Source organism: Halobaculum rarum (assembly GCF_040025155.1).
Taxonomy (GTDB): Archaea; Halobacteriota; Halobacteria; order Halobacteriales; family Haloferacaceae; genus Halobaculum; species Halobaculum rarum.
Genome location: NZ_CP157275.1, coordinates 387,089 through 409,264, shown reverse-complemented (window position 1 = coordinate 409,264; position 22,176 = coordinate 387,089). Strand labels below are relative to the sequence as shown.

At 58.7% G+C, this 22,176-nt stretch carries 24 protein-coding genes and 1 pseudogene; 13 read left to right on the top strand and 12 right to left on the bottom strand.

From position 1 onward, the window contains the following. The first annotated feature begins 47 nt into the window (after positions 1–47). The 3 genes from ABJD39_RS02180 (at position 48) to ABJD39_RS02170 (ending at position 2,036) form a co-directional block, all read left to right on the top strand. Positions 48–683, top strand: coding sequence for a hypothetical protein (locus ABJD39_RS02180; protein WP_006183591.1), 636 nt, complete (start codon positions 48–50; stop codon positions 681–683). Positions 684–860: 177 nt separating this feature from the next. Further along, positions 861–1,208 carry a hypothetical protein gene (locus ABJD39_RS02175; protein ID WP_348611522.1) on the top strand — a complete coding sequence of 116 codons (348 nt, stop codon included), beginning with the start codon at positions 861–863 and terminating at the stop codon, positions 1,206–1,208. A gap of 84 nt (positions 1,209–1,292) precedes the next feature. Beyond that, complete coding sequence (locus ABJD39_RS02170; protein WP_348611519.1) at positions 1,293–2,036, top strand: recombinase family protein; 744 nt, start codon at positions 1,293–1,295, stop codon at positions 2,034–2,036. 48 nt (positions 2,037–2,084) lie between these two features. On the opposite strand, the pseudogene ABJD39_RS02165 reads toward ABJD39_RS02170, so the two are convergent. The 7 genes and pseudogenes from ABJD39_RS02165 to ABJD39_RS02135 form a co-directional block, all read right to left on the bottom strand. Then, positions 2,085–2,210, bottom strand: a pseudogene (locus tag ABJD39_RS02165) (type II toxin-antitoxin system RelE family toxin); the annotation flags it as partial. Further along, on the bottom strand, positions 2,203–2,484 hold the full coding sequence (locus tag ABJD39_RS02160) for a ribbon-helix-helix domain-containing protein (protein WP_348611516.1): 282 nt from the start codon (positions 2,482–2,484) through the stop codon (positions 2,203–2,205). The pseudogene ABJD39_RS02165 and the gene ABJD39_RS02160, both read right to left, overlap by 8 nt. Positions 2,485–2,661: 177 nt before the next feature. Beyond that, the gene (locus ABJD39_RS02155; RefSeq protein WP_348611513.1) at positions 2,662–2,952 is read right to left on the bottom strand and encodes a UPF0175 family protein; all 291 of its coding nucleotides are present in this window, start codon (positions 2,950–2,952) and stop codon (positions 2,662–2,664) included. A gap of 261 nt (positions 2,953–3,213) precedes the next feature. After that, complete coding sequence (locus ABJD39_RS02150; protein WP_348611510.1) at positions 3,214–3,546, bottom strand: hypothetical protein; 333 nt, start codon at positions 3,544–3,546, stop codon at positions 3,214–3,216. A gap of 128 nt (positions 3,547–3,674) precedes the next feature. After that, entirely contained in the window at positions 3,675–4,091 is a 417-nt protein-coding gene (locus tag ABJD39_RS02145; protein ID WP_348611509.1) for a PIN domain-containing protein, read from the bottom strand. Between the two features lie 9 nt (positions 4,092–4,100). Continuing rightward, the gene (locus ABJD39_RS02140) at positions 4,101–4,331 is read right to left on the bottom strand and encodes a hypothetical protein (protein ID WP_348611506.1); all 231 of its coding nucleotides are present in this window, start codon (positions 4,329–4,331) and stop codon (positions 4,101–4,103) included. Positions 4,332–4,446: 115 nt separating this feature from the next. After that, positions 4,447–4,896: a hypothetical protein gene (locus ABJD39_RS02135; RefSeq protein ID WP_348611503.1), complete on the bottom strand. Its 450-nt coding sequence runs from the start codon at positions 4,894–4,896 to the stop codon at positions 4,447–4,449. A gap of 253 nt (positions 4,897–5,149) precedes the next feature. Between ABJD39_RS02135 and ABJD39_RS02130 the strand changes: the two genes are divergently transcribed. The 8 genes from ABJD39_RS02130 (at position 5,150) to ABJD39_RS02095 (ending at position 13,053) form a co-directional block, all read left to right on the top strand. Further along, a complete protein-coding gene (locus ABJD39_RS02130; protein WP_348611502.1) occupies positions 5,150–5,452 on the top strand; it encodes a hypothetical protein in 303 nt (100 codons plus the stop codon). Positions 5,453–5,481: 29 nt separating this feature from the next. Beyond that, positions 5,482–5,826: a DUF7344 domain-containing protein gene (locus ABJD39_RS02125; protein ID WP_348611500.1), complete on the top strand. Its 345-nt coding sequence runs from the start codon at positions 5,482–5,484 to the stop codon at positions 5,824–5,826. Continuing rightward, on the top strand, positions 5,823–6,647 hold the full coding sequence (locus ABJD39_RS02120; protein WP_348611498.1) for a hypothetical protein: 825 nt from the start codon (positions 5,823–5,825) through the stop codon (positions 6,645–6,647). Before ABJD39_RS02125 ends, ABJD39_RS02120 begins: the two co-directional genes overlap by 4 nt. Further along, positions 6,644–7,900: a hypothetical protein gene (locus tag ABJD39_RS02115; protein ID WP_348611495.1), complete on the top strand. Its 1,257-nt coding sequence runs from the start codon at positions 6,644–6,646 to the stop codon at positions 7,898–7,900. Before ABJD39_RS02120 ends, ABJD39_RS02115 begins: the two co-directional genes overlap by 4 nt. Further along, a complete protein-coding gene (locus ABJD39_RS02110; protein ID WP_348611492.1) occupies positions 7,893–11,501 on the top strand; it encodes a UvrD-helicase domain-containing protein in 3,609 nt (1,202 codons plus the stop codon). Before ABJD39_RS02115 ends, ABJD39_RS02110 begins: the two co-directional genes overlap by 8 nt. 1 nt (position 11,502) lies before the next feature. After that, positions 11,503–12,543 (top strand): hypothetical protein, encoded by a 1,041-nt coding sequence (locus ABJD39_RS02105; RefSeq protein ID WP_348611489.1) that lies wholly within the window; start codon positions 11,503–11,505, stop codon positions 12,541–12,543. Between the two features lie 77 nt (positions 12,544–12,620). Beyond that, a complete protein-coding gene (locus ABJD39_RS02100; RefSeq protein WP_348611486.1) occupies positions 12,621–12,815 on the top strand; it encodes a hypothetical protein in 195 nt (64 codons plus the stop codon). After that, a complete protein-coding gene (locus ABJD39_RS02095) occupies positions 12,808–13,053 on the top strand; it encodes a type II toxin-antitoxin system RelE/ParE family toxin (protein ID WP_348611484.1) in 246 nt (81 codons plus the stop codon). Before ABJD39_RS02100 ends, ABJD39_RS02095 begins: the two co-directional genes overlap by 8 nt. Positions 13,054–13,429: 376 nt before the next feature. Here the strand turns inward: ABJD39_RS02095 and ABJD39_RS02090 are convergent, their stop codons facing one another. Together ABJD39_RS02090 and ABJD39_RS02085 are read right to left on the bottom strand one after the other, a co-directional pair. Beyond that, positions 13,430–15,697 (bottom strand): hypothetical protein, encoded by a 2,268-nt coding sequence (locus ABJD39_RS02090; RefSeq protein WP_348611482.1) that lies wholly within the window; start codon positions 15,695–15,697, stop codon positions 13,430–13,432. Beyond that, positions 15,690–17,006 (bottom strand): hypothetical protein, encoded by a 1,317-nt coding sequence (locus tag ABJD39_RS02085; protein WP_348611479.1) that lies wholly within the window; start codon positions 17,004–17,006, stop codon positions 15,690–15,692. Before ABJD39_RS02085 ends, ABJD39_RS02090 begins: the two co-directional genes overlap by 8 nt. Positions 17,007–17,183: 177 nt before the next feature. Between ABJD39_RS02085 and ABJD39_RS02080 the strand changes: the two genes are divergently transcribed. Together ABJD39_RS02080 and ABJD39_RS02075 are read left to right on the top strand one after the other, a co-directional pair. Further along, entirely contained in the window at positions 17,184–17,441 is a 258-nt protein-coding gene (locus tag ABJD39_RS02080; RefSeq protein ID WP_348611477.1) for a hypothetical protein, read from the top strand. Positions 17,442–17,839: 398 nt separating this feature from the next. Then, on the top strand, positions 17,840–18,589 hold the full coding sequence (locus ABJD39_RS02075) for a hypothetical protein (protein ID WP_348611474.1): 750 nt from the start codon (positions 17,840–17,842) through the stop codon (positions 18,587–18,589). Positions 18,590–18,782: 193 nt separating this feature from the next. Here ABJD39_RS02075 and ABJD39_RS02070 read toward each other — a convergent pair whose 3' ends face one another. The 3 genes from ABJD39_RS02070 to secY form a co-directional block, all read right to left on the bottom strand. Next, positions 18,783–19,901 carry a tyrosine-type recombinase/integrase gene (locus ABJD39_RS02070; RefSeq protein ID WP_348611472.1) on the bottom strand — a complete coding sequence of 373 codons (1,119 nt, stop codon included), beginning with the start codon at positions 19,899–19,901 and terminating at the stop codon, positions 18,783–18,785. Then, positions 19,898–20,491, bottom strand: a complete 594-nt coding sequence (locus ABJD39_RS02065; protein WP_348611469.1) for a hypothetical protein — start codon at positions 20,489–20,491, stop codon at positions 19,898–19,900. Before ABJD39_RS02065 ends, ABJD39_RS02070 begins: the two co-directional genes overlap by 4 nt. A 68-nt stretch (positions 20,492–20,559) precedes the next feature. Next, the gene (gene secY / locus ABJD39_RS02060; RefSeq protein WP_348611467.1) at positions 20,560–22,020 is read right to left on the bottom strand and encodes a preprotein translocase subunit SecY; all 1,461 of its coding nucleotides are present in this window, start codon (positions 22,018–22,020) and stop codon (positions 20,560–20,562) included. Positions 22,021–22,176: the final 156 nt, after the last annotated feature.

Below are 22,176 nucleotides of genomic sequence, written 5' to 3'. Positions count from 1 at the left end.
GAAGAAGAACACAATAACTATTACAATAGGGGTACAGGAAACTGCTAATGGAGCTTTCAGAGACCGACTGGGGAATCCTCGACCTCTGTAGCGACAACCGTGAAACGCGCAAGAACATCGCCGCAGCGCTGGACAAGTCACCGAACTACATCTCGAAAGAACTCTCGAAACTCAGCGAGATGGGGTTGCTTGAACAACCCGGCCCAGCCGAGAACTCCGGGATGCACGTCACGACGGAGAAAGGAGAGTTCGTCCTATCGAAACAGGAGAAGTACGAACGTCGGCAATCCGAACTGTTTGGCGAGCTCGTCGAATCAGCTGTCGAACTGTCCCGTGAGCTATCAGCGGAAGCCGACGAGGAAGTTACTCCGAGCGATATCGTGGTCGTGACCGAACAAGCGCATGACTTACTCCAGAAACTGGAGAACCACAGCGGGATATCCCCACGAGAAGCGGCAGATCGGATCGGGATGAATCTCTACGCGACACAGGGGATTCTATACGAGCTGTATTTCTTCGACCTTCTGGATCGAGCAGTCACGTCTGAGGGAGAAATATATGATCTCACCGCCCGCGGTCGGCGACTCCTCGATCAGCCTGCTCAGACGACTGTGAAGGACGCGAATCGAACATGGAATATGATCACGTCGAAAGATAGATCGGAGCCATCCTTCGAGGAGTGAGTGCGAATGTCCCCTGTCCCTAACTAAGGGTCACTCCCCAAGAAGAGTCACAGTAGAGTGTAATCGGATAATCACCAACAGGTATCAGTATTTTGCAGTCCTCTGTGATTAGTTCGAGATTCCGGTGTCACTGCACTTGGGGGAAGGGTTTTGTATCTCATCCTCTGTCGACAGAGTATGTTACGCCGGGCTTTCCTCAACACGGTCGCAACACTCCCTGGGGTATCACTCGCTGAGCGACTTTTTGCATCCCCTGAGGCGTCGAGTCCATCGGCGGAATCAATCGAGCAAGAAGGCGACATGTGGTTCTGGTACTACGTCTACACGGCGATACGAGAAGATCGTGTGATGAGCACAGAACGGTCCCGGAAACACGCGGTCAGCGAAATGAACCTCACGACCCTCAGTAACACGGAAGCTCGCCAAGTCCTAAAGCGAGCGAACGACGGCGAGTATACGAGTAGCGACATGCCCGACCAGTGGCGGGAAGTGTTCGACAGTATTGACCGAGTCGAGTTCAGGTGAACACCCCTGTAACGAGGCACATGCCTGCTTGCAGCCTGCAACCAACATCCGAACTTTAAGAGTTCAACAGGCGGTAAGTTAGATATGGAGAATGCGAGGAAAGTCGGAACGTACATTCGCCCTTCGACAGAACGACAAGACGACCAGCACCAACGCGACTCGATCACCCGGTACATCGACGAGTATGACCTCCCCCAAGACAGGGTCGAACAGTATGTCGATATTGAATCCGGATCGAACGACGAGCGCGAACAATTCAACGCTCTCCTTGACGCGATCCGAAACGACGAGTTCGACCACGTCATCGTCTGGGAGATCAGCCGGATCTCTCGGCGCGGTGCAACGCTGCAGGAATTCTTCGACGCCTGTGAGGAACACGGCGTTACGATTCACATCACGGACGGAGCTGTCGAGAAGGTCAAACCGGACGGCACCGGTCGGTTCGTCGCTGACATCGTCGGTATGGTGTATCAGCAAGAGCGACGACAGCTGATCCGACGCGTGAAAGCCGGCGTGAAGCGAGCGAAAGACCAAGGAAAATGGGTCGGAAACGTTCCTGCAGGGTTCCGACGCAACGATGAGGGATACCTACAGCCCATCGTTGAGCCCGATGGAGGGGAGGACAGTTACTTCGAGCTCGTAGACACACTCGAACGACTGGAAGACGGTGAATCGTACCGATCCGTCGCTAAGACACTCTCGATCAGCCGACAAGGGCTCTCCAATATTCACAAAGACTCCCAGCGGCGACGGTGGTACCTTGACGGGGAGAGTGACGACGAGCGTGTTCGTGAAGCGCTCGATGAGGTAACGACAGAGCCCTCGTAAAACAGTTGTTAGGTGGGCATCCCCAGATGCTCCTCACTTATCGGCTCGCTGGTACGGCGAGGAGACGATTTCATCGAGCTCATCGAGTATCCGGTCTTGGTCGGCGGGATACAGTCTGTCGAGGTCGTCTTCGGCCGTCGAGGAGAGTTCCCACGTCCACCCGTCGTCACTCATCGCTCGTGCCGAACCGCTCGCGGGCTTCCTCGGCACTCGTCGTTCGACCTTTACGGATGTCTTCTTCGGCTTCGAGCAGAGCGACGAGTTCGTCGCGGTCGAATATCGGGAACTCGACGGCGTCCCGAAGCGTGTACCGGATGAACTCGCTCCGGCTGTTGAACCCCCGCCCCTGCCACGTGTCGTCTATCTGTTCGAGGAACGACTCGGTGACTTTGAAGTTCACCGTGGCAATGTCGTCTCCGCCATCGTCGTTTGTAGCTGCTTCAGACATATAAACGTAATACGCTGGTCTTACCAATAGGCGTTTCGGCGGAACCTCAATCGTCAAGTGTGCGTCGTGGACTATCGTATCGAGAAGGAATCAGTCGAGATGCATCGAGACGACTGAGCAAAGAGAGTCGCTCTGCTTTTGCGAGGTAGATGAGCGGCGTCGTGTCAAAGACGAACATTAGAGGTCGTCGAGGTCGGATTCGAGGTGGTCATCGCCGATCCACGAAATGTCTCGTTCGCGGGCGAGGCGGGCGAGTTCCCACGTATCCACACCCGCGATGTCGGCTGCTTTACTGAAAGCCACCTCGCCGCGCTCAAGCCGTTCGAGGGCCTGTTCCGTTCGCCACTCTTCTAGTCCTTCCGAGAGCAGTTTTCGGATCGCCGTGCTCGTATCGAGACGTTCCTCGTCGATGAATCTCTCTAACTCCTCCTCTAAGTCGTCGGGGACGCGTACGGAGATCGAGCCCATATGTATACTATATTTTTAATGTATACAAGCGCTTGGGGAAGCTAGTCGAACGGTCAGTAGCAGTTTCTCGACGACGGACGCTCACCGGGGGATCCGCTCGAACGCGCCCAACAGTTCGACTGGGAGACGCTCACCGACCAATCGGAGCAAGCTTACCAGTGTGCCACTGACGGCGAGTGGTGAGAAGTCCGCCCAAGGACCTACTGCCCGTTCGCCGCAATAGGTGAGTATAACGAGCATCGGCACCGACTCCTCCAACTGCTACTCGTCGCCGACGTTGTTGAGCGCGCTGTTCAACTCGAAGAGTTCTCGAACGACGTTACTGTCTGCAACCCGGTACCGACGTGGAGATGTGTTCGGAACCTCCTCAATGAGTTCGACCTCAAGCAGAAAGTCAGTGTAGTTGCCAACAGTCTGGCGTGTGACGCCGGCGTGCTCTGCGAGTTCAGTTTTGTTGAACTCGCGGTTCGGCGGAAGATCAAGCAACGCATCCACGAGGATCGGGATGGCGTCGTGCTGCGTGAGGTAGAGCCACCCGCTAGGGTGCTCCATCCGGAGTTCCTTCTTCTCCCCGCGGTCAGCCGCGGATTCCATGCTGCTCGTATAGAGAGTCAACATCCGCGCGTGTATAATTATTTACCGTTAACAGACATTAACAGTGTTTATTACGGGGTGGCGAGCGGTAGTCGAAGTTTGTCACCCCCGCGTGAGAATTAGCCGGGCTAGAGCGTATCGAATGAGCCGATGACGTCGCTCGTGGAATAGACCGTAACTAGACTCTGTTCGTCGAAGTCGGAGTCATCACTCCAGATGACTGCATCGGTGGCGACTGCACACGCGAGGTAGAGTACGTCGTCAGGGTCAGTGTCGCCGATTGCTTCGTCTGCTGGCTCGATGGCTGACGAGAACTCGTTGACAGGGACGACCTCGATGTACTGAAACAGTAGTTCGATAAACTGTTCCACTCGGTCTGGTTCCATTCCGGACTTCTCAACGATCAGGTCTTCATAGTTCTCGATTTCGTCGTGGACAAACGCGGGTGTCAGCAGGTCTGGTTCGAGCGTGACGATGAGTTCTCGCGTTTTCGAGTCAGCGATGAGTGCGGAGATGACGATGTTGGCGTCGATGACCAGCCTCATCCGTCGTATCTACGCGGATTCCTCATCGACGCCCGTACGTCCGCTCTCGTTGATTTGGTCAGCAATCTCCTGCACATCACTCTCGGTGAGTTCGCTTTCTTTGGTGAGTTCGTCCATCACTTCTAGCGTCTCGATCTTCTCCTGGATTGCCTGCCGCGTGACCTCACTCCAGTTGATTTCTGGGTGCCTCTCCATTCGCTCTTTGAGATCGTCGTCCACATTGACGGTGATACTCGGCATACAGATATCTGTGGGTACGCAGAATACTGTATTTTTCGGCGTGTTTCACATCTCCCTGTTCGAATCCCTCACGTCGGAACATACGATTCGTTCGCAAACCTATGTACCGGCTGTTTCACGGCGCGGCAGTGGTCATGTCGCCAGTATCTGGGTCGGAGGGGAGATTGATGACGAGCTCGTCGAACCAGACGACCGGGCGCTTACTCTGGCCGTCTTCCTCGAAGAAAATGATGCCCAGTTGAGCGAGTCGGCTGAGTTCCTCGTGGACGTTCTTCACGTCCCGGTCAACGACCCGTGCGGTTTCGTTGATGCTGGCTGACTCTTCCCGATGGATGGCTTCGATGAGGCCAAGGACGCGCGGCGTCAGTGTCTCCATCAAATCGTCGTAACTCGTGAACGAGAGCGTCGGCGTGGAATCCACCGCGTCGCCCTGTTCGAGCGCCTCGATTCCGTCGGTGATGTCGTCGTGGAACTCACTAGACGACTTCACGGTCACGACGAGGGTTGATTCGGCCCGAAGCTGTTCGCGCTCCATTGGGTACAGCAGCGGTGTGGTATCGTTCATGGGGAATCACCGTGGTGTGATGGCCTCTTGCTAAGATGGTTCCCTGTTCGTTCCCTGGAATGAAAGTCCCTTAGTCGGATATGTGATAACGATTTCCTAAATTCTTCATAGAAAATGCGCTGTAGGACGTCTGTCGCGTTTCTCTGCCGCTTCGCTCACTAAGAATACAAATATCTTTTATAGTCTAGACAGTACGCTTAGTCGGCTGAAAGCGCCCCCGGTGATGTGACACCGGAGACTACGCTGCCAGGTTATGACAGCATTTGACACCAACAGCGCCGCGAGTGATAACTCTGTCTTTCAGGGGACTGAAGACGGGGTTGACACGCCGGCCAACGACCTCGCGCTCGTCCAGATTATCGAACACGCATACGAGACCGCTGGCACGACGACCCGCCGCGATCTCGAAATCGAAACCCAGTGGAGTGCAGCCGAGCTCGACCAGCTTCTCGACCGACTTGAATCGAAGGAGTACGCGGAGTTGATCGGTGATTCGGATCGGCAGATGGTCGTGCTGACGAATCGGGGCGAGATTCTCGCTCGGGGGCGACGATGACCGATGTCGATTGCGGGCGTGCGATACCGATGAGTCCGGAGGACGTCTTCCAGGCGGTTTCGAACAGCCGACGCCGACGGGTGATCCTCTCGGTGGACCGCTCAGAGGACGGCGTGGACGCGAACGAACTCTCAGTAGAAATCGCGTCCCGCGAGAACGCAGTAGATCCGAGCAAAGTAACTGGTGAACAGCGCTCGCGGGTGTACGTTGGTCTGGTTCAGAACCATCTGGACACGCTCGATGACCTCGGTGCGGCGCGTTACGACTCTCGGTCGAAACTCGTCAAGCCGACAGCTGCGACGGCCCCACTCGCCCGGTTGATCCGGGAAGTGACGACCGAGTGTTACACGCCCGCGGAGGATGCGGGCGAGTGAGAATGGCCTCGGAGTTTGTAGCGTCCGACGCCCTCCCTGAATCTGTCACCGTTCACGTCGGCGACGTCGAATCGCTTCTCGGCTGGGCTGACCACGCCAGTCACGTATCGACCGTCGTCATCGCCCCGGTGGAACTCCACAGGCGGAATCTGAAGCTCCGCCTCACAGACGCGAATCTACCGCTGGATGCGTTCGCGTTTGCCGGGCCCACAGTCGTCGCCTCGAACGTCTTGGAGACGGCGGGCAAGTCCTCGAAGGCCCTGGACCGTGTTGATCGGCTCGCACTACTCGGGGATATCCTGAGCGGAGAGAATGAGGCGACCGAACGGTTCCGGTTGGTGTTCGGTGGGGAGCCGGCGCAGAGCGGGGACGACGTCGAGCAGGCGCGGCGAGAACTCGAAGTGGCGACGAACTACCATCCCGTCCGGATGCACGCGTTTCGGCAGGCCGTCGAATCGACTCCGTCGCCCATCGACGTCGATGCGGGCGACCTTCTTGACGTGACGCTTGCCGTGGAGCGGGCGCTTCGACGTCGATCCGAGAAATCCCCGTCAGATGGTGCGCTCATCCGTCGTGCCACGCGGACCGTGATCGACACGGACGGCTCGGCGTGGGACGAAGCATATCCGTCAGCCGAACGGATCGCCCTGGTCGGACTGAGCACGGTCCCTGCGACACTGGTCGATCTGTTCAACGCTATCATGTCGCGGTGTGATGTCGAAGCCCACCTCTATCTCCGACGTGGAACCGGGCCGTTTCTCGAACAGCGGCTCGCCGACGTGTGGTCAGTACCGAATCCGGGGCAGGTGGTGGTTACGTGACTGACACGCCGTCTCCGATCCGATTCGATGCCCCGAATCTGGACACGGACGTTCCGGTTGCGGAGATCGAGACGACGATCCGCTATCAGGAAGCTCGGGCTGCGATGGCCGTCGTCGCTGCGCTCAGGGAGCGCGGCGTTCCCGTTCGAGACATCGCCGTCGTTGCCCGCGATCTGGACAGCTACGAGGAACCGCTCACGCGGGCCGCGATTCGACACGGCGTTACGCCGGTGTTCTGGACGCAGATCGACCTCGTCGAAACTGGTCTGTATCGGCTGGTAACCTCGCTCTGTGAGTTGTTCGCCGCCGCCGAACCGGATCGGGAACTCCTCCTCCGACCGCTGGAGGTAGGGTGGACACCGCAGGAGGCGACTGACGAATGGCCGCTTCCCGCCGAGGTGCTCGCAGAGACAGTTCACCGACTCCCACAAGAGTCGCGTCCCGCCCACGCGTGGAACTCGCTCATCGACGAGGCAACGTGGGCAGACCGGCGAGTGGTCGAATACGTCGAGTGGGTCGCTCGTGATCCGGAGCCGACGCCGACAGCTGTTGCTGACGTTCTCGGTGGTGTGGTCGAATCGTATCGGGAAACAGTAGTACCTGAGCGACAGGCGACGGATTCGCCGGCGCTGCTGGAGACCGAAACGGGGGCGCGTGCGACCGTTCGGATGGAGACGCTCGTCGAACAGGTCGAAAGCAAGTACAGCCAGCGATTAGCAGACGAGTGGACGGACGAATCGTGGACAGCAGTCCACGGAATGTGCGAGTCGCTCGCACGACAACGGCCGGGGCGTCGGGAACACGCGAACGCGCGGGCACTCGATATCGTGGAGGCGAACGATATCTGGGCACGCGAGATTCCGTACGTCGTCGCTGTGGGGCTCGTCGATGGCGAGTGGCCGACACGTGCGACCAGCACCATGCCGTCGGAACTCCAGCACGCGATCCTCGCCGGTGACGGCCCCGCAGAACGATTGGCCCCACGGGCGGCCTGGCTCGGCGGTCGTGACCTCGACCAGTTCCGCGATACAATTTCCGCAGCCACGACGGCGCTCATCGTCACACGCCACGTGCGCGACGTCGATGGGAGTCAACAGACACGGTCGCCGTTGCTCGACCACATCGACGTCGAACCCATCAGCCGTGATGCTCGCCAGCGAATCCTGAGTGCAGACCGAGCGCTGCCGAATGAGATCGAATCGATGCTTCCTGAGGAGACGTCAGCGACACCGGAGGTGACACCCGATGCCTGAGAGCACCAACACGAACAACGACACGACTGACCGCGATGAACCGACCGAACTACGAGACGCACAGAAACGAATCCGGGACGCCTACTTCGACCAGGACACCGGCTTGTACGTCCTGAACTGTAACCCGGGGGCTGGTAAGTCGGTCACGATCACGCACGTCGCAGCAGAAGAACTTCTGCGCCGGTACGTCGCCGGCGACTCAACACCCGAACAGCATCTCTGCGTGGTCTCATTCACCCGCGATGACGCCGCCGACTTCGTGCCAGCAGTTATCGAACGCCTCCGAGAACTCGTCGAACACGACCTGTCGCCGGTCGCCGCAGCCGTCTCTGAGGACGACATCGAATACTTGGTGGACCGCGTCAGGCGAGCGCCGCTTTTCGGGACGATTGACGGCGTCTTCCGACGTATCCTCGGAGAGTTCGTCGCCGAGGTCGGATTCGCAGAGATGCCCGACGTCGGCAACGACGGGCAACTCACTCGCCTGCACGCTGACTGCTACGAGGAACTCGTGTCCGACCCAGCGTACGCGGACGCCATCGACGTCGTCGAAGTCGCCTATCCACCGGGGGAGTACGACGACGGCCCAACCGACCTCCTGCGCCAAGCCCTCCACCACTGCCGATCACGACGGCTCACGACGGCGGAGTTCACCGACGAACTCCGTGCAACCGTGGGGGCCGTGTATGAAGAAGGAGAGACGGCGTCGTTCGATGACATCGCCGATGCACTCGCTCGCTGTGTCGGCACCGAAGCAGCAACGGAGGCGTGCCGGTCAATAGATGAATCTGACCGGCAGAAACTCGTCGCCGCCGACCAGCAGATACACACGGAGTGGATCGAGACGGTTGACGCCTTCGAGACGCTCCTCGACGGGTACCGCGAGACGTACCAGCGGCTCACCCGCGAGCGCGGCGTCATCTCGCACACGGACTGCTCGTACCTCGTCACGGAGTTCCTCACGGGGACTCTCGGCACGAATGCCGCGACGACGAAGAAACGGGAGCGAGTGCTGTCTCGGTATCAGGACCGCCTTGGAAGCGTCATCATCGACGAGGCGCAGGACATCTCCCAGCTCCAGCACGACGCGCTCGCGGAGATCGTCACCGAGGACTGTCGCGTCCTGGCAGCCGGTGATCTCCGCCAGACCGTCTACGTGTGGCGGGATGCGCATCCGGGGATTTTCGAACGCGCCGTCGAAGAAGGGCGCTACCTAGGCATCGACTGGGACACACACGTGACCGAGACGGCGGCCACCACGTATCGCTGCACGCCCGACGTCGCCGCCGCAATCAACGAGATTTCCGAGCCGAGTCTTACCGACCCTCTGCGTGGCGATATCGGTTCCCTCGACGTCACATACCCGCATCTCAACGCCGCCCGCGACCCGAACCCCGGGCCGAGTGTTCACATCGCCGCGTTCGATACCGCCGCCGTTCCCGGGTCGATCCCATACATCGCCCCGGACCACGGCAAGGGCGAAGCCGGTATCTTAGCAACGTACGTCTCATGTGGTCTCGCCGACGGCACGTTCCACCACCGCGATAGCGAGGCCGAGAGAGCAGGTGAAGACGCCCCCGACGACCCTGATGTCACGGTGTTGTTCCGGTGGCGTACACACATGGATCGCTACCGGCAGGCGTTTGAGGCCGAGGGGCTCACAGTCGCCGACGCATCGGCGTATCTCTTCGACTGCCCTGCCGTCACGGCAGCCATCGACGTCGTCGAGTGGCTCGCAGATTCTGTCGACACAGTTCACACGCGCACGCTCGTCACAGAATCCGAACTCGGACTATCCACACTCGAAGCGACCTTCGAGGCACACGACTGGCAGCTCGACGCCGTCCGTACCACCGCTACGAGCGAGACATCCACCGAACAACGCGACGTCCTCGACCGACTCCATCGTCTCCGTGAACAGCGGGCGACGTTCAGGCGTCAGTCAGCCGCGGTCAGCCTCGCCGACATCATCGACACGCTGGCACTACGAGCCGATCCCAACGATGTTGCTCCTAGGGTTGCGCCGGCCCAGCGCGTCGCAAATCTGGACAAGCTTGTTGAACTCGTGACGCAGTGGGAGACCGAGTCACTGAGTGGCCTCAGCGACCTGACGGACGTGCTGACGCAGTACCGTGACGACCCTCATACAGGCCCGACCCAGCCCGTCCATACTGACGATCACGACGTCGTGTTCAAGACGATTCACCAGATGAAGGGCGACGAGAGCGACGTTGTCGCCCTCGCCGACGTCGGATTCCCGTTGCATAAACACGGGCCAGTTAGCCAGCGCCTCGTCGCCACCGGGTCGATGGTTGGGTTCGCACCGCCGGAACACGCTACCACGCCAAGTGTGGAGTCAGTCTCGGTCTACGCGGGCGGGCTGTACGACCCCGGCGACGACAGTCGGATCGGTTCGACACCGTACCCCTTCGATGTCGGCCTTCGGTGGGCCAGCGAACGCTGGACGGACGAGACCGAACCCGAGCCCTCCAATCCTACACTCGCGGGTCACGACCGCGTCCAGACGGCGACTCGACTCACGCGAGCCGAATCCTGGCGGCTCTTGTTCGTCGCATTGTCCCGGGCCAGGAATCATCTCGTCGTCCCGCTCCCACGCGAGATTCCCGGACCCGAACGCCCTCGGGATCGCTGGCTCGAATCGATCCGTGACGGTCTCGGGTTCGACGGGACGCCCGGTGCTGGAACGTACCCCACCGACGTCGAAGCACCGGACAGTAGGGAGCGATCCATCGACGTCGCAGTCAATTCCGTCGACACGCTCACCGGACAGCCCACCCGCGACGATGCAACCACCCGACCACCGTTTGCAGCGACGACCCCGCCGGAGAGAAACCGTCTCCCCAGCCTCGTCCCGCGAATCCTCCGTCCGAGCACGCTGTACCCGCTCTCCGAAGAACCAGCGGCGAACATACTCGACCACCTCCAAGGCCGGCCACTCCACACGGACACCGACACGGTCGATGACGAGCTGCCGCTCACCCTCGACGAATTCGATACAGAGGACGTCGGCACGTTCGTCCACAGCGTTCTCACGACCGCCGTGCAAAACGGCGTGTCAGCAACCGCTCTCCGTACCGTGAACGATGAAGTTCAACAGATCATCGACGACCAGTTGCGGAAGCACGGTCTACCAGCAACCGACGCCGAGCGAGACGGATTGCTCGCGTTTCTCACCGAGGACGTACTGCCGGACGTCGTCGAATCCGACCTGTGGAGGCAACTGGAACGCGCAGACGACGTCTACGTGGAAAAACGCCTCCGTGGCCACGTCAGACGGAACGACGTCGAATTCGAACTCGAAGGACAAGCCGATTTCGTCCTCCGACACCCCGACGGCACCGTCACAGTCACCGATACGAAGATCGCACTCACCGAGCCGAACGCCGACACGCGCCATCGCTACCGGGTACAGGTCGCCTGCTACGCGTGGCTCCTCGCGCGCGAAACCGACGTCGATGACCCAACCGCGATCACCACCGCAGTCGAAACGTTCGGCGCAATCAGCGACCGAACCGCGGAACCACTGTCGCCGTCAATCATCCGGGACCGACTCGACGCACTCCTCGACGGAGGCCGGTAGTATGCTGGCGAACACCGACGCGCGCCCACCACGGGTTCTCACAGCCGATCTGACCTGGGAACCCGTTCATTCCCTCTACGTCGGCCAGCAGGTTGTCACGTTCGACGCGAGCCCTACAGACCACCGCTACCGGATGTACCGTACCGGCCGAGTGACCGATATCCGAACGACCCGGACAGAAACGCTACGAGTCACGACTGCCGACGCCGAGATCGACGTCGCCGCCACGCACCCGCTCTTCGTGAAGAAGTGGAACAAAACCATGTTCCGCGACGCCGAGAAGCTGGAACCCGACGATCACGTCTTCCGGTTCGCACCACCAAATGACTACGACGAGAACAACGCCTACAAGCGCGGCTATCTCATGGGCGCGTTCGCCGGAGACGGGAGTGTCCCGGGCTACAAAGACCGCAGTGAGGACCCGCGAAACACCGGTTCGTACGTCAGTTCAGTTGATGAAGCAGTGGGCCGAGCCGTCGTGGAATACGCCGCGGATGTCGCCCCGGAATACCGCCTCGCACTGAAACAGCGAAGCTACAACGGCAACAACGACACGGCAACGATGCCTGTCTCACCCGGCGCAAGCGACAAGCTCATCCGCGACGATCTGCGGTCGAACCACCCAGCGAACGACGAGGACTTCGCTCGCGGCTGGCTGGCCGGCATGTTCGACACCGATGGTACCTTCCCGAAAGGCAAGGAGTTGGGTTACTGCCAGTACGAAGGCCCGATATTCGACAAGGTGTGCGAGTACCTCGACCTCCTCGGCTACGAATGGAGCCACGACGAAGGCGAACGCGGTGAGTTCTCGGATAAGGTGCGACTCACGCCAGGGCGAGAGACAGGGCGAGTCTTCGAACACCTGATGGAGATTAGGCCCAAGGTCTATCGAAAGCGACTGTCGTTCGTCGGCAATCGACGGATCGGCGGTCACACGACCGTCACCGCCGTCGAGTCGATAGGGACAGAGTCAGTATATCGGGTGGAGACCACTGACGGGACGCTGATCGCGGAGGGACTGTTGTCGGCAGCGAGGGAATGAGGGTTTGATCATATTCAACGAGATACAACGTGGGAGTAATTGTTAGGACTATCAGTATTATACGTCCGTACAGAGCTATGTCGGCAGACAAGCGCATCCCGGTGACAGAGGAAACGCGGAAAGAGCTTCACGAGCTAAAGGAACCCAGCCAGACGTACGACGACCTGCTGAAGCAACTCGCGCAACAGCGGCGGCGACAGAACCTGGAAGAGCGCTTCCAGAAGTTGGAGGAGGCAGACAGCGATGAGTTGACGCCTCTCTCGGATGTCTGAGTACGACGTCCTGCTCGGTGACGAAGCCAGCGAGTTCCTCGACGTCGCCGATGAGAAGACCGAGCGGATCTGCAAGGAGAATCTCGGCTACCTAGCAGATACCCCGTACCCGGGACGCGGTCGTGGAGACAAGGAAAAGCTCCCCATTGACGGCCACCGCGACCGGTATCGGATGCACATCTCTCGAATCTACACGACAATTTACCCCTCCGATTCTGCGCATCAGAACTTTCAATAAAATAATAACTAACACACCTACTTCCACACCATCCAGAATCCACTGCGGGAGTGACTACATGCGGGCCATCCACGGAGACATTATACCGGTAGTGATGGCTTCGGTGAGTGAGCTCTCATCGAATGAGAGACTTCCTTAGCACGTTTTCTTACTGCTGCTATCTTCCCGGGGTGCGTCGAGGTACACTCTTCAGTGTAGTCCCCCACCATTTTACGAATACGTGCTAAGAGGCGGTTAGAACCCCCAAATATTCGTCTGAGTACACTGCTCACTGATATCTGATTAGAGAACGGCAAATCTGCTAAGAATGGATCTAAACGTGTTCTGAGAATTGGGAAAACGTGCTAAATACCTATCTGTACTAGTACACTTCTGGTCAGATTGCGCCGACGATACGATCCGCGCACTCACTCATCTCGTTTTGGTCAGGCAACCGTCTCCGGATGTTGTAGTACGTGAGGAGTTCGTCGAAAACAGTACTGATCGCCCCGGATTCGGTGAGTACCTCACGCACCTCTGCAGGCCGGTACCCATCCTCTTTGCGTTTGCTAACTTCGACGTCGAAATGTTCCATGTCGGAGAGCCGTGACAGGATCGCAGGCAGGTGTTTTCCACTCGGCGTCACGAAGTAGCGATCTATCCGCTCCGGGAACGAGCGGAGTTTCTCCATCGTCCCCTGTGTTCCTGCTTTACCCCCAGTCTTCGTTTCGACCTCGCCAATGACGGTCGGATCACCCTGGGAGAACCCGACCACGTCGAGGCGTTTCGTCTCCAGATGCGAAACTGCGTCCCAACAATCGGTCGGCTGGAGTCGCCAAGCATCGCAGTACCGGACGACGCGGTCAACGTCCTGCCGGGAAGCGACGAGAAACGCGAGCAGATCTATCCCGACCCGGTGGAGAGTCCCTTCGGAGGGAGCTCGCTCTCCCCAGCCGTCGTGGCTGACGTTCTTGATCCCCAGTTGCTTGCGCACCGATCCGGGGACAGAATAGTACGTCTGAGGGGCCTTGGGTTGAGAGAGAACGCCGCGGTCTTCGAGCTGTGCGACGTCGATATCGAGTTCCGATCCGGCTGGTGTGTCCCGGAACGACGCCATGCTCTCGGTCAGCGAATACGTCCCGATTCGGCGCTCCATCGCTAAGCCGACCCGCGTAAGGAACAGGACTTCATGAGCGGTCAAATCCTCGATATCGGACGGATCGACGAGCGGTTGGACGGACATTACTCGGGGAGCGTCGTCTCTCGGCATCGACACCGCTGCCTGCTCTGCCTGCTGTTGCGATGCTGCGTACTCCGACGACGTACTGGGTTGCAACGACTCGGGAAGGAACGGTAAGATGCTCCGTGAGTCAGGAATATCGATAGATGCCTCGGTCAACGTAGCGAGTTCGTGCCGGTACTGCTTCCAAGAGCTCATTTTTGTGCGTGGGGCGAACGGGGTGGGGATAGGTGCAGGTATCTCGTAGGAAGCGATCATCTCAGTGGTGTCGAATCGGTCATCAATCGCACTCTCTAATGCATTTTTGAGCGTTTGCTTGTTGGAGACGTCGTTGCCGGGTCTTGCAGGAGACGGAAAGAACTCGCAGATCTCGTCGAACAACTCTGGGAGGAAAATGGGCTCGTCGAAATTGAGCGTCGAACTCGCACGAATGGTATCTGCGACCGTGACGAGACGTTTATCTGGTCTGGATATCGTGTCCCGCGAACTCGGATCTACGAGTGGATTCTGAGAGGCTGCGCCGTAATACGGAACGAACGACCGATTCGGCTTCCGCAAATCCAGGTGGTCACGAATCGTCTCAGCGACGCGGGGCGTTGTTTCGACGTATCGTTGGATGTCGCTGTCGGAAAGGGTCTGGTAAGCGAGACTCACTAATCGATACCAGCCGTGCCACGCATAGTTGGCGAGGCGAACCAACACCACTTCCTCTGGAATATAGAGGGAATCACCTCGTCTGGAGAGCGGCGGGAGCTCGTCAAGATCGGGAGAGGGGAGGTACAGCCGGTCGTCTACAGGCTCGATAAATGTCCGTGCAGTCACCTCAGTGAACGGTATCTCGTATCCACCCTCGCACTGCGTAACCCGACTCGCGTATCGAGAGTGGAGCGTCCTCAACGACTCGTCCTGAGAGTAGTACGTTCGCGCCGGTCGTTTCGGTGTGGATGCCCTCCGTTCGGAATCTGGTGCGAAGAGCGCGGCAACGATTTCACGTTGTAGTCCCTCAGGTAGCAGATTCTGGAACATGTAGAGGACGTTGTAGACGTAGTGGTCTCGAATATCTCGTGTAAATCGGGAGAGGCCAGGATGCTTCCGGAACGGATGTGTCATCATCCGACGCTCCGAACTGTGTTCGGGGAACTGCGTGTAGTGATGCGTTCCGGGAAGCGGATCGGCGAATTCGATGCGGACAGCAGCACGCGCTGCAAACGTGGCGATCTCGTGGATGGACTCCACAACGGGCGGATCCTCGGGACTCCCCGTTCCCTTCAACGCCTCGACGCAGTACTCATCGAGTCGCTTCCCGAATGGCGTCTCGGACTCGCCGGACAGGGACAGCAAGTGCTTCAACTGCTTTCGTGAGCAGTCCAGTGGCAACACCACCGCTCGTGCTACATTGGCGTCGGAAGCGTCCAGATCAAGCATAGGTTGGAACAGAGACCAAGTCAGCGAGGGTGTCGAATCCCTCATCTAGGAATTTCCGACGGGGAAGCAACGCAATCCCATCGAGGAGTGGCACCTCATTGAGGATCTGTTCGTGTAACGCCTGGACATTCGGAACCGACGAGTACTCGTCGCGCTCTTCAGGGAGAACACCGCGATCGCGGTCTAGTTCGGCTGTCTTCAGGTACTGGAGGAAGTCGTAAATCTCCTCTCGGTTTGGGAAGACAACCACGCCGGTCGCTGCTGTCTCGCCGAGTTGGGCGATCTGTAAGTAGACCTCGAACGGATCCTCATTCCAATCAGTTACGACTCCCAGGTATCGCATTCGCTGTCCATCAACCGTGTATTCAAACCCGGCGACGTCGAATCCGAGTACCGGCGGCCTCGATGAGGAATCATCGGAGCAATCGTAGTCAGCATGGGAGTAGATGATGTGCGGTGCGACCGCCCAGTCAACGTCTGGTAAACCGCGCAGTTCAGATTTCGCTCTTCGAACCACCAGGTTGTGGTCACGATGGTCGCCGAGTACCGCTGTTCCGTCGAATGGTTTGTGGTCCGAGTGCGGGTGAGTACTCTGGATCGACGAACCGCTCACTAACTCTACGTCCCACGCCTGTCGGAACTCTGGCGTCGTACTGTAGACCTTCGAGCGGTCAACACGACGTTTCACTACCCACTCGGATTCCAGCTCGGACAGTCGCACGTCGTAGTACTCCGCACAGATCTCACTGAGACTCCGTTCCCCGCCTCGAACGAGCGAATCGTATCGTGGAAGCAATCCACACTGATCAAGGAACACCAGGTGGGCGAATACCCTCGCTGGAGCGACTTCGACCCCTCTTCGTGTAATCCGATCCTCGCTGGCCCGAATCCCGGCCAGCACGCCCGGAACTATCTCATTAGTCTCGGACAGGTACCGACGGTAAACCGACGCAATCCACGTCTGATCCGTGATCTGGTATGGTGTATCCGAGACGTACGCGTCGAACTGGTCAGATTCAGATTGGATGAGTGGCCTGACCGCCAGGTAGGTGGGTTCGAACGAGACGCGGTCACTCCCGACGACGGGAGACTTACCGGGAGGCGTCTCGGGAGGTCGCTGTGCGGTGAGTAACCAGTTCTGTGTAGCGAGGCGTCGTTCGAATTCGACCACGGAAGAGGGATGGCATTCGGAACCGTTCTCGCCGTATTTGCGGCCACAGACCGGGCAAGTCCTCTCAACGAAGGCAGTAAGTTTCGGCTGGTCTCGCTGCTCACCCCCTTCTGCCTGACTCTCAGAGTTCCCCGACATGCTGTAACTAAACCGCCGGTCAAAGTTAAAGGTCTGTAAGCAGAAAGGTTGAGACAGACCGTGAACCGCCCCGGAGTCAAGCCCCGAGTCGGTTGACCTGTATACGCTGTTCGAGGAAAAGCCCTAGTGTGTCCCGTCTCGAAGAGTGGATAACGCGACTCAACGTCGGAGCCGAATATGAGCGACTCAAACACGCCTGACTACCTCGATGCAAAGCACGAACGCAACCGCGAGCAGCGCTTCGAGGGCATCAAGAGCTGGGTCGAGTACATCAAATCAGAGCCGCCGGAGAAATGGGGGCCACAGCAGAACGTGGTCGTCAACGATCAACTCGACGCGGCCCAAAGCGTACAGGCCTCGATTTCTCATCAGCAACACGTACGAAATATCGCAGCGGAAATCATCGAGAAATCCGACTACCCCGGAGACGATTGACATTCTCTTCTGGCTAATGTCCGTATTCGGAGGTCGAACCGGTAAACAGTGAGCGAGTGGGGCGGGGAGGATGTCACTCCCTGAGAGAATCTGTGCGTCTACTTGGTCGTATAGAGCACCTTAGAGAATTTGAGAATAGCCAATTTTGAATTAGCCTATTTAGAAAGTCGGTGAACAGTTATTAAGAAGGCCAGCTAGCCAATCCTGGAAGACACTAGGAAGCCTTTGTTGAAAGTCCCTACAGGACAAGTGTTTATAAGTGACCCATTATTATTTTTCAGCAAGCGACACCCGAGAATCTCCACGCATCTGTACTCATAGCTCCTTGCTGACGCGGGGGCAGCGTGTCAACGGACGTCGCGTGTTCACGGTGCAGACAGCGGCTATCCACAATACCAATGACGCAAAAGGACAATCCAGAAGTTGACGGACGCACAGAACGAAGCGGTGAGGGCAGCTCGTGCTTCGACACAATAGAAGACAAAGCTAGAGAAGCGCTCAAACACAGCAACCCGGAACAGGCTTGTGACTTTGACGTTCAAGTTCACATCCGTGAGTACGACTCGGACCGGGATGTGACAGAGCACCTAATACAGGTCAACCATGAGTGGATTGCAGTCCAAACGTGGCCCGAGGCTAGTGGTGCAACTGGGCTAACAGTCACAGAAAGCGGTAAGAGACTTGGGACTGATGCGCTGGAACTTGATCAGAACCGTGTTGCGGTTCATATTTGTAGAGAGGCGCTTAACGTGATTGACGCTCATGATGAGGTTGAGCAATCAGCTGAACCCTACCATACCCTTGTCCGATTTGCTGGCGATATCGCGGAGGGGCTCGTCGGCCGTTGGCGGTCTGCGGCGAAGACTTCAGTTAGGTTAGACATCTTGAACGGGGACGCTGGATGGACCGGAAGTACTGCGTGGACCACGCACCAAAATGCCATGTCCACTCCAGCAGACGAAGTGTCGTCTGTGTTGATCGACGATTATATGACGTGCGATGTGAGTGATGACGTGGAAGCGACGATTCAGGAGATCTGCGAGCAGGCACTATTCGAGGCTGTTGTAGATTGCTTCGACCGTCGGACCGAGAGCATAGGCTACGCAGCAGAGGTGATACTCAGTTCCGCCCCCCGAGTCTTTCAATAACTTCTGACAGGTGGATTCACCCGGCTGTGTTGAATCGCTGTAAGGAGTAGAGATCCATTGTTGACCAAGCGCTTGATATTGTGGTACTCAAAGAACTGTCTCCCACTCGTCGCGGGGATCGCTAACCAGCCCTCATTATCAAAGACTCTACGATTCCATTACTGGGGAGAGAAGCGTCTCTTGCTGATGCTCTCTAGGGCAGTATTCCTTGCTGATAATCTTCTACGAGTGAATCGCTGTCGTCTTCGACGTAGTCAATGGTTTGTGAGAGTTGAGCGTGACCTGCTAAGAGCCTGGCTTGGTTGATATCGATAGTGTCGATGTCGTTAACCCAGTAGCTAATCGCGCTTCGCCGTAGTCGATGTGACGTAACGAACCACTCCTCAACCGTATCCTCTGGCCCCGGGTCAGCGGGCCGCAACGGTCGCTGTAGCCCAGCGTTCCGTGCGGTTTGCTTGATTACGTCGTTGATGTCCGCTGGCTGCATCTCATCATTATGCGTCGTGCACAAGATTCGGCCCTCTTCCGGTGTGACTGCGCCGGAGAATGCGTGCCTGACACGCTCGCACCACCGTCTGAGTGTCAGACGGAATTCTTCCGGGAATACGACATTCCGGCGGGCAAGCCCGGGGTTTTCACGAGCGTCGATTTTGGCGGACTTGATGTTGATTGTACACATATCCCAGTCGATATTCTCGATCCGCATACTCGCCAGTTCGACGCTGCGAGCCCCTGTGTACCAGGAGAGACGGACGATTACCTCGTTCCGTAGCTGGGTTTCACGGCGTTTCCCAGGGACAGCGTCGAACAGCTCTTCGACCGCGTCCGGGCGGAGGGCGATGACGTCGTCGTTGTCTCGTGCGTTGTCAATATTGTGCGCAGAGAGTACGTTCTGCCGCTTGTACTCGGCTGTTCTACTGATGCCGTAATCGTCTTTGAGACTGATCCCATCACAGGGGTGCCCGCCTTCGTTGACGAGTTCGAGCGCATCGTCTGCAGCGTCATTCGTGATTATCGAGTAAAACGATTGGACTGATGTGAAGTAGGAGTGAACCGTCGTGTCTGCGAGATCCGTGATGCCTTGGATATACCCACGGACGTCGGACTCCTCAGCTGCGAGCGGGTCGATACCGTTGACGTCACAGAACTGTAGCCAATACCCGACTTCCCTTCGACGTGTGTCCCACGTCCGGTCGCTCGTCCCGGTCTTTTGTGACGTGAGAGATGCGAGGTACTGCCCTCGGAGCTCTTCCATCTCCTCGCTAAGCTCCTTGTCCTCTGGTGTTACGTACCTGCCTTTGTCGTCTCTCATACGTCTCTCACCCAGTGTCGTGTCCCGCCAGCAATCATACTCTGGACCTTCTCTGTCGTCCGGTTCTCTAGGTAGATGAGAGCCTGACGGACGATGAGTTCGCTTTCGTCGTCGTCCATTTTGAACGCGATTGCTTGCGCACTCCCGTCTACTCCTGTTTGCCGACCTTCAACCGCAGTCTTAACACCCTGAAGCCGATCCATATCCCTCGAATCGATCTCTCGTCGCACGTTATCAGAGAAATCACTGTACCGCGGGATGTGCGCGAGTGCTTGCATCGCCACCTCGCTTACCTGCTCTTCCGGTGGCATTGACCCGGGTGTGAGTGCATCGTCAAGCTCACGCTGGAGCGCTTCGACTTGCCCAGAGAGTGAATCGAGATCGGTAGTTACCTCGCTAAAATCGATATCGTCGCCACCGTCGAGGTGGTCAGCGGCGTCTACGTGGACGTACTCGTCGTTGAGTTCCCGATCCACTGCACGACGGACGACGCCTGCAAGCGTTTCGTCGTTACTGATCGAGGTTTTCCACTCCTCTTTTTTCTCGGGTGTAACGCGGACGTTGAGCGGGACTTGGTTCCGGTTTGCCATTCCTCGCCACTACTGCTGACGAGAATTAGTGTAAATGCTTGGAAAGTTGGGGACCCCAGTGGGTACCCTTAATCTCCAAACATCTGGCGCATCATCGGGTGCATCTCCATGAGTTGCTCCTCGGCGATCTCCTCGTACAGCTTGTAGGTGATCGACACCGTCAGCAGGAGGCCCGTCCCGGAGACGCCCCCGAGCGTGCCGAGCATGTTCGCAAGCACCGCAAGCAGGCCGACGAGCGCGCCGCCGATGACGGTCACCTGCGGGATGTACCGCTCCATCACCTTCTCGATGACCTGCGGGTTCTTCCGGAAGCCGGGGATCTGCATCCCGGAGTTCTGGATCTGCTTGGCGGTCGACTCCGGCCCCATGCCGGTCGTCTCGACCCAGAACACCGCGAAGATGGCGCCGCCGATGATCATGAACGTGAGGTCGACGAGCACCCGGAGGACGATCTGCCACGGCTCGGCGCTGACGGTGAACGCCCCCGAGAACCACATCCAGTCCTGTCGCGACTGGATCGGCGCGAGGTAGTAGAACAGCCCGCTCACGGGCTGGCCCTGCGAGTACACGCCGACCAACGCCGGGAGGTTCACGTAGTTGTTGAGGATCTGCCCGAGGAACTGAATGTTCGCCTGCAGCGCGCGAACGAGGATCATCGGGAGGACGGACGCGTAGATGAGCTTCACGGGGAAGCGACCGCGAGCGCCCTTCACGCGGGCGTGACTCAGCGGGATCTCGACGCGCACCGACTCGGTGTACACGACCACTCCGAAGATGAGCACCGTAGTGAACAGCGCGAGGATGTTCCCCGGATCGAACAGCAGCGACTGAACGAACGGGTCCAGCTCGATGCTCCCGGTGATGATGCCGTACCACGCGGGGAAGAAGCCGGTGACCTGCGTGCCGAGCGCGGGCACGGCGAACAGCCCGGCGACGAGCTGCTGGCTCACGCCCGCGATGATGAACAGGCCGATCCCGGAGCCGACGCCCCACTTGGAGATGACCTCGTCCATGAACAGGATGAGGACGCCGCCGACGAACATCTGCGCGAACAGTAGCGTCCGCATGCCGCCCGCGCCGATGCCCAGCGACGTCCCGAGCTGCCCGTCGACCGGCAGGTAGTTGCCGGCGAACACCATCGGCAGGCCCGTCAGGCAGATCATCACGACCACCAACAGCTTCTGGAGCCCCTGGTACAGGATCTGGTCGCGAGGGTCGTCCGTGTCGAGGCCGAGCAGGTCAGCGCCGCCGAGCAACTGGAGGACGATCGACGCCGTGACGATCGGACCGATCCCGAGCTGGAGGATCGATCCCTGTTGCCCCGCGAGGATCGACCGGAACCGGCCGTAGAAGTCGCCCTCGGCCCCGCCCGTCGCGAGCCCGAACATCGTGATGTTCGTGAGGAAGAAGTACATCACGAGGATGCCGGCCGTCCAGGCGAGCTTCCGTTTGAAGGGGACGTGCCCCTCCGGACGCTCGACCGTCGGCATCCGCGTGAGTAGGGGTTCCGCGGTCTCTTTCCAACCCATATACCGTGCATCTGGTTGGCCGGCACACCTTAACGCTTCGATTGGGGCCGCGGGCGCAACGCCCCGCGAGGCGCCGACGGCGGCCGATCCCGGCCGATCCGCCGCGGGCGGGGGTCCACGTCGGCGCGGCCACACGATGCACCCGTCGCTCGCGAC

Coding starts and splice junctions, on each gene's coding strand:
- ABJD39_RS02075 (WP_348611474.1), top strand. CDS start 17,840: ATGACGCAAAAGGACAATCCAGAAGTTGACGGACGCACAGAACGAAGC.
- ABJD39_RS02150 (WP_348611510.1), bottom strand. CDS start 3,546: ATGGAATCCGCGGCTGACCGCGGGGAGAAGAAGGAACTCCGGATGGAG.
- ABJD39_RS02080 (WP_348611477.1), top strand. CDS start 17,184: ATGAGCGACTCAAACACGCCTGACTACCTCGATGCAAAGCACGAACGC.
- secY (WP_348611467.1), bottom strand. CDS start 22,020: ATGGGTTGGAAAGAGACCGCGGAACCCCTACTCACGCGGATGCCGACG.
- ABJD39_RS02065 (WP_348611469.1), bottom strand. CDS start 20,491: ATGGCAAACCGGAACCAAGTCCCGCTCAACGTCCGCGTTACACCCGAG.
- ABJD39_RS02130 (WP_348611502.1), top strand. CDS start 5,150: ATGACAGCATTTGACACCAACAGCGCCGCGAGTGATAACTCTGTCTTT.
- ABJD39_RS02085 (WP_348611479.1), bottom strand. CDS start 17,006: ATGTCGGGGAACTCTGAGAGTCAGGCAGAAGGGGGTGAGCAGCGAGAC.
- ABJD39_RS02135 (WP_348611503.1), bottom strand. CDS start 4,896: ATGAACGATACCACACCGCTGCTGTACCCAATGGAGCGCGAACAGCTT.
- ABJD39_RS02170 (WP_348611519.1), top strand. CDS start 1,293: ATGGAGAATGCGAGGAAAGTCGGAACGTACATTCGCCCTTCGACAGAA.
- ABJD39_RS02180 (WP_006183591.1), top strand. CDS start 48: ATGGAGCTTTCAGAGACCGACTGGGGAATCCTCGACCTCTGTAGCGAC.
- ABJD39_RS02155 (WP_348611513.1), bottom strand. CDS start 2,952: ATGGGCTCGATCTCCGTACGCGTCCCCGACGACTTAGAGGAGGAGTTA.
- ABJD39_RS02140 (WP_348611506.1), bottom strand. CDS start 4,331: ATGCCGAGTATCACCGTCAATGTGGACGACGATCTCAAAGAGCGAATG.
- ABJD39_RS02105 (WP_348611489.1), top strand. CDS start 11,503: ATGCTGGCGAACACCGACGCGCGCCCACCACGGGTTCTCACAGCCGAT.
- ABJD39_RS02100 (WP_348611486.1), top strand. CDS start 12,621: ATGTCGGCAGACAAGCGCATCCCGGTGACAGAGGAAACGCGGAAAGAG.
- ABJD39_RS02110 (WP_348611492.1), top strand. CDS start 7,893: ATGCCTGAGAGCACCAACACGAACAACGACACGACTGACCGCGATGAA.
- ABJD39_RS02070 (WP_348611472.1), bottom strand. CDS start 19,901: ATGAGAGACGACAAAGGCAGGTACGTAACACCAGAGGACAAGGAGCTT.
- ABJD39_RS02125 (WP_348611500.1), top strand. CDS start 5,482: ATGAGTCCGGAGGACGTCTTCCAGGCGGTTTCGAACAGCCGACGCCGA.
- ABJD39_RS02145 (WP_348611509.1), bottom strand. CDS start 4,091: ATGAGGCTGGTCATCGACGCCAACATCGTCATCTCCGCACTCATCGCT.
- ABJD39_RS02095 (WP_348611484.1), top strand. CDS start 12,808: ATGTCTGAGTACGACGTCCTGCTCGGTGACGAAGCCAGCGAGTTCCTC.
- ABJD39_RS02090 (WP_348611482.1), bottom strand. CDS start 15,697: ATGCTTGATCTGGACGCTTCCGACGCCAATGTAGCACGAGCGGTGGTG.
- ABJD39_RS02160 (WP_348611516.1), bottom strand. CDS start 2,484: ATGTCTGAAGCAGCTACAAACGACGATGGCGGAGACGACATTGCCACG.
- ABJD39_RS02175 (WP_348611522.1), top strand. CDS start 861: ATGTTACGCCGGGCTTTCCTCAACACGGTCGCAACACTCCCTGGGGTA.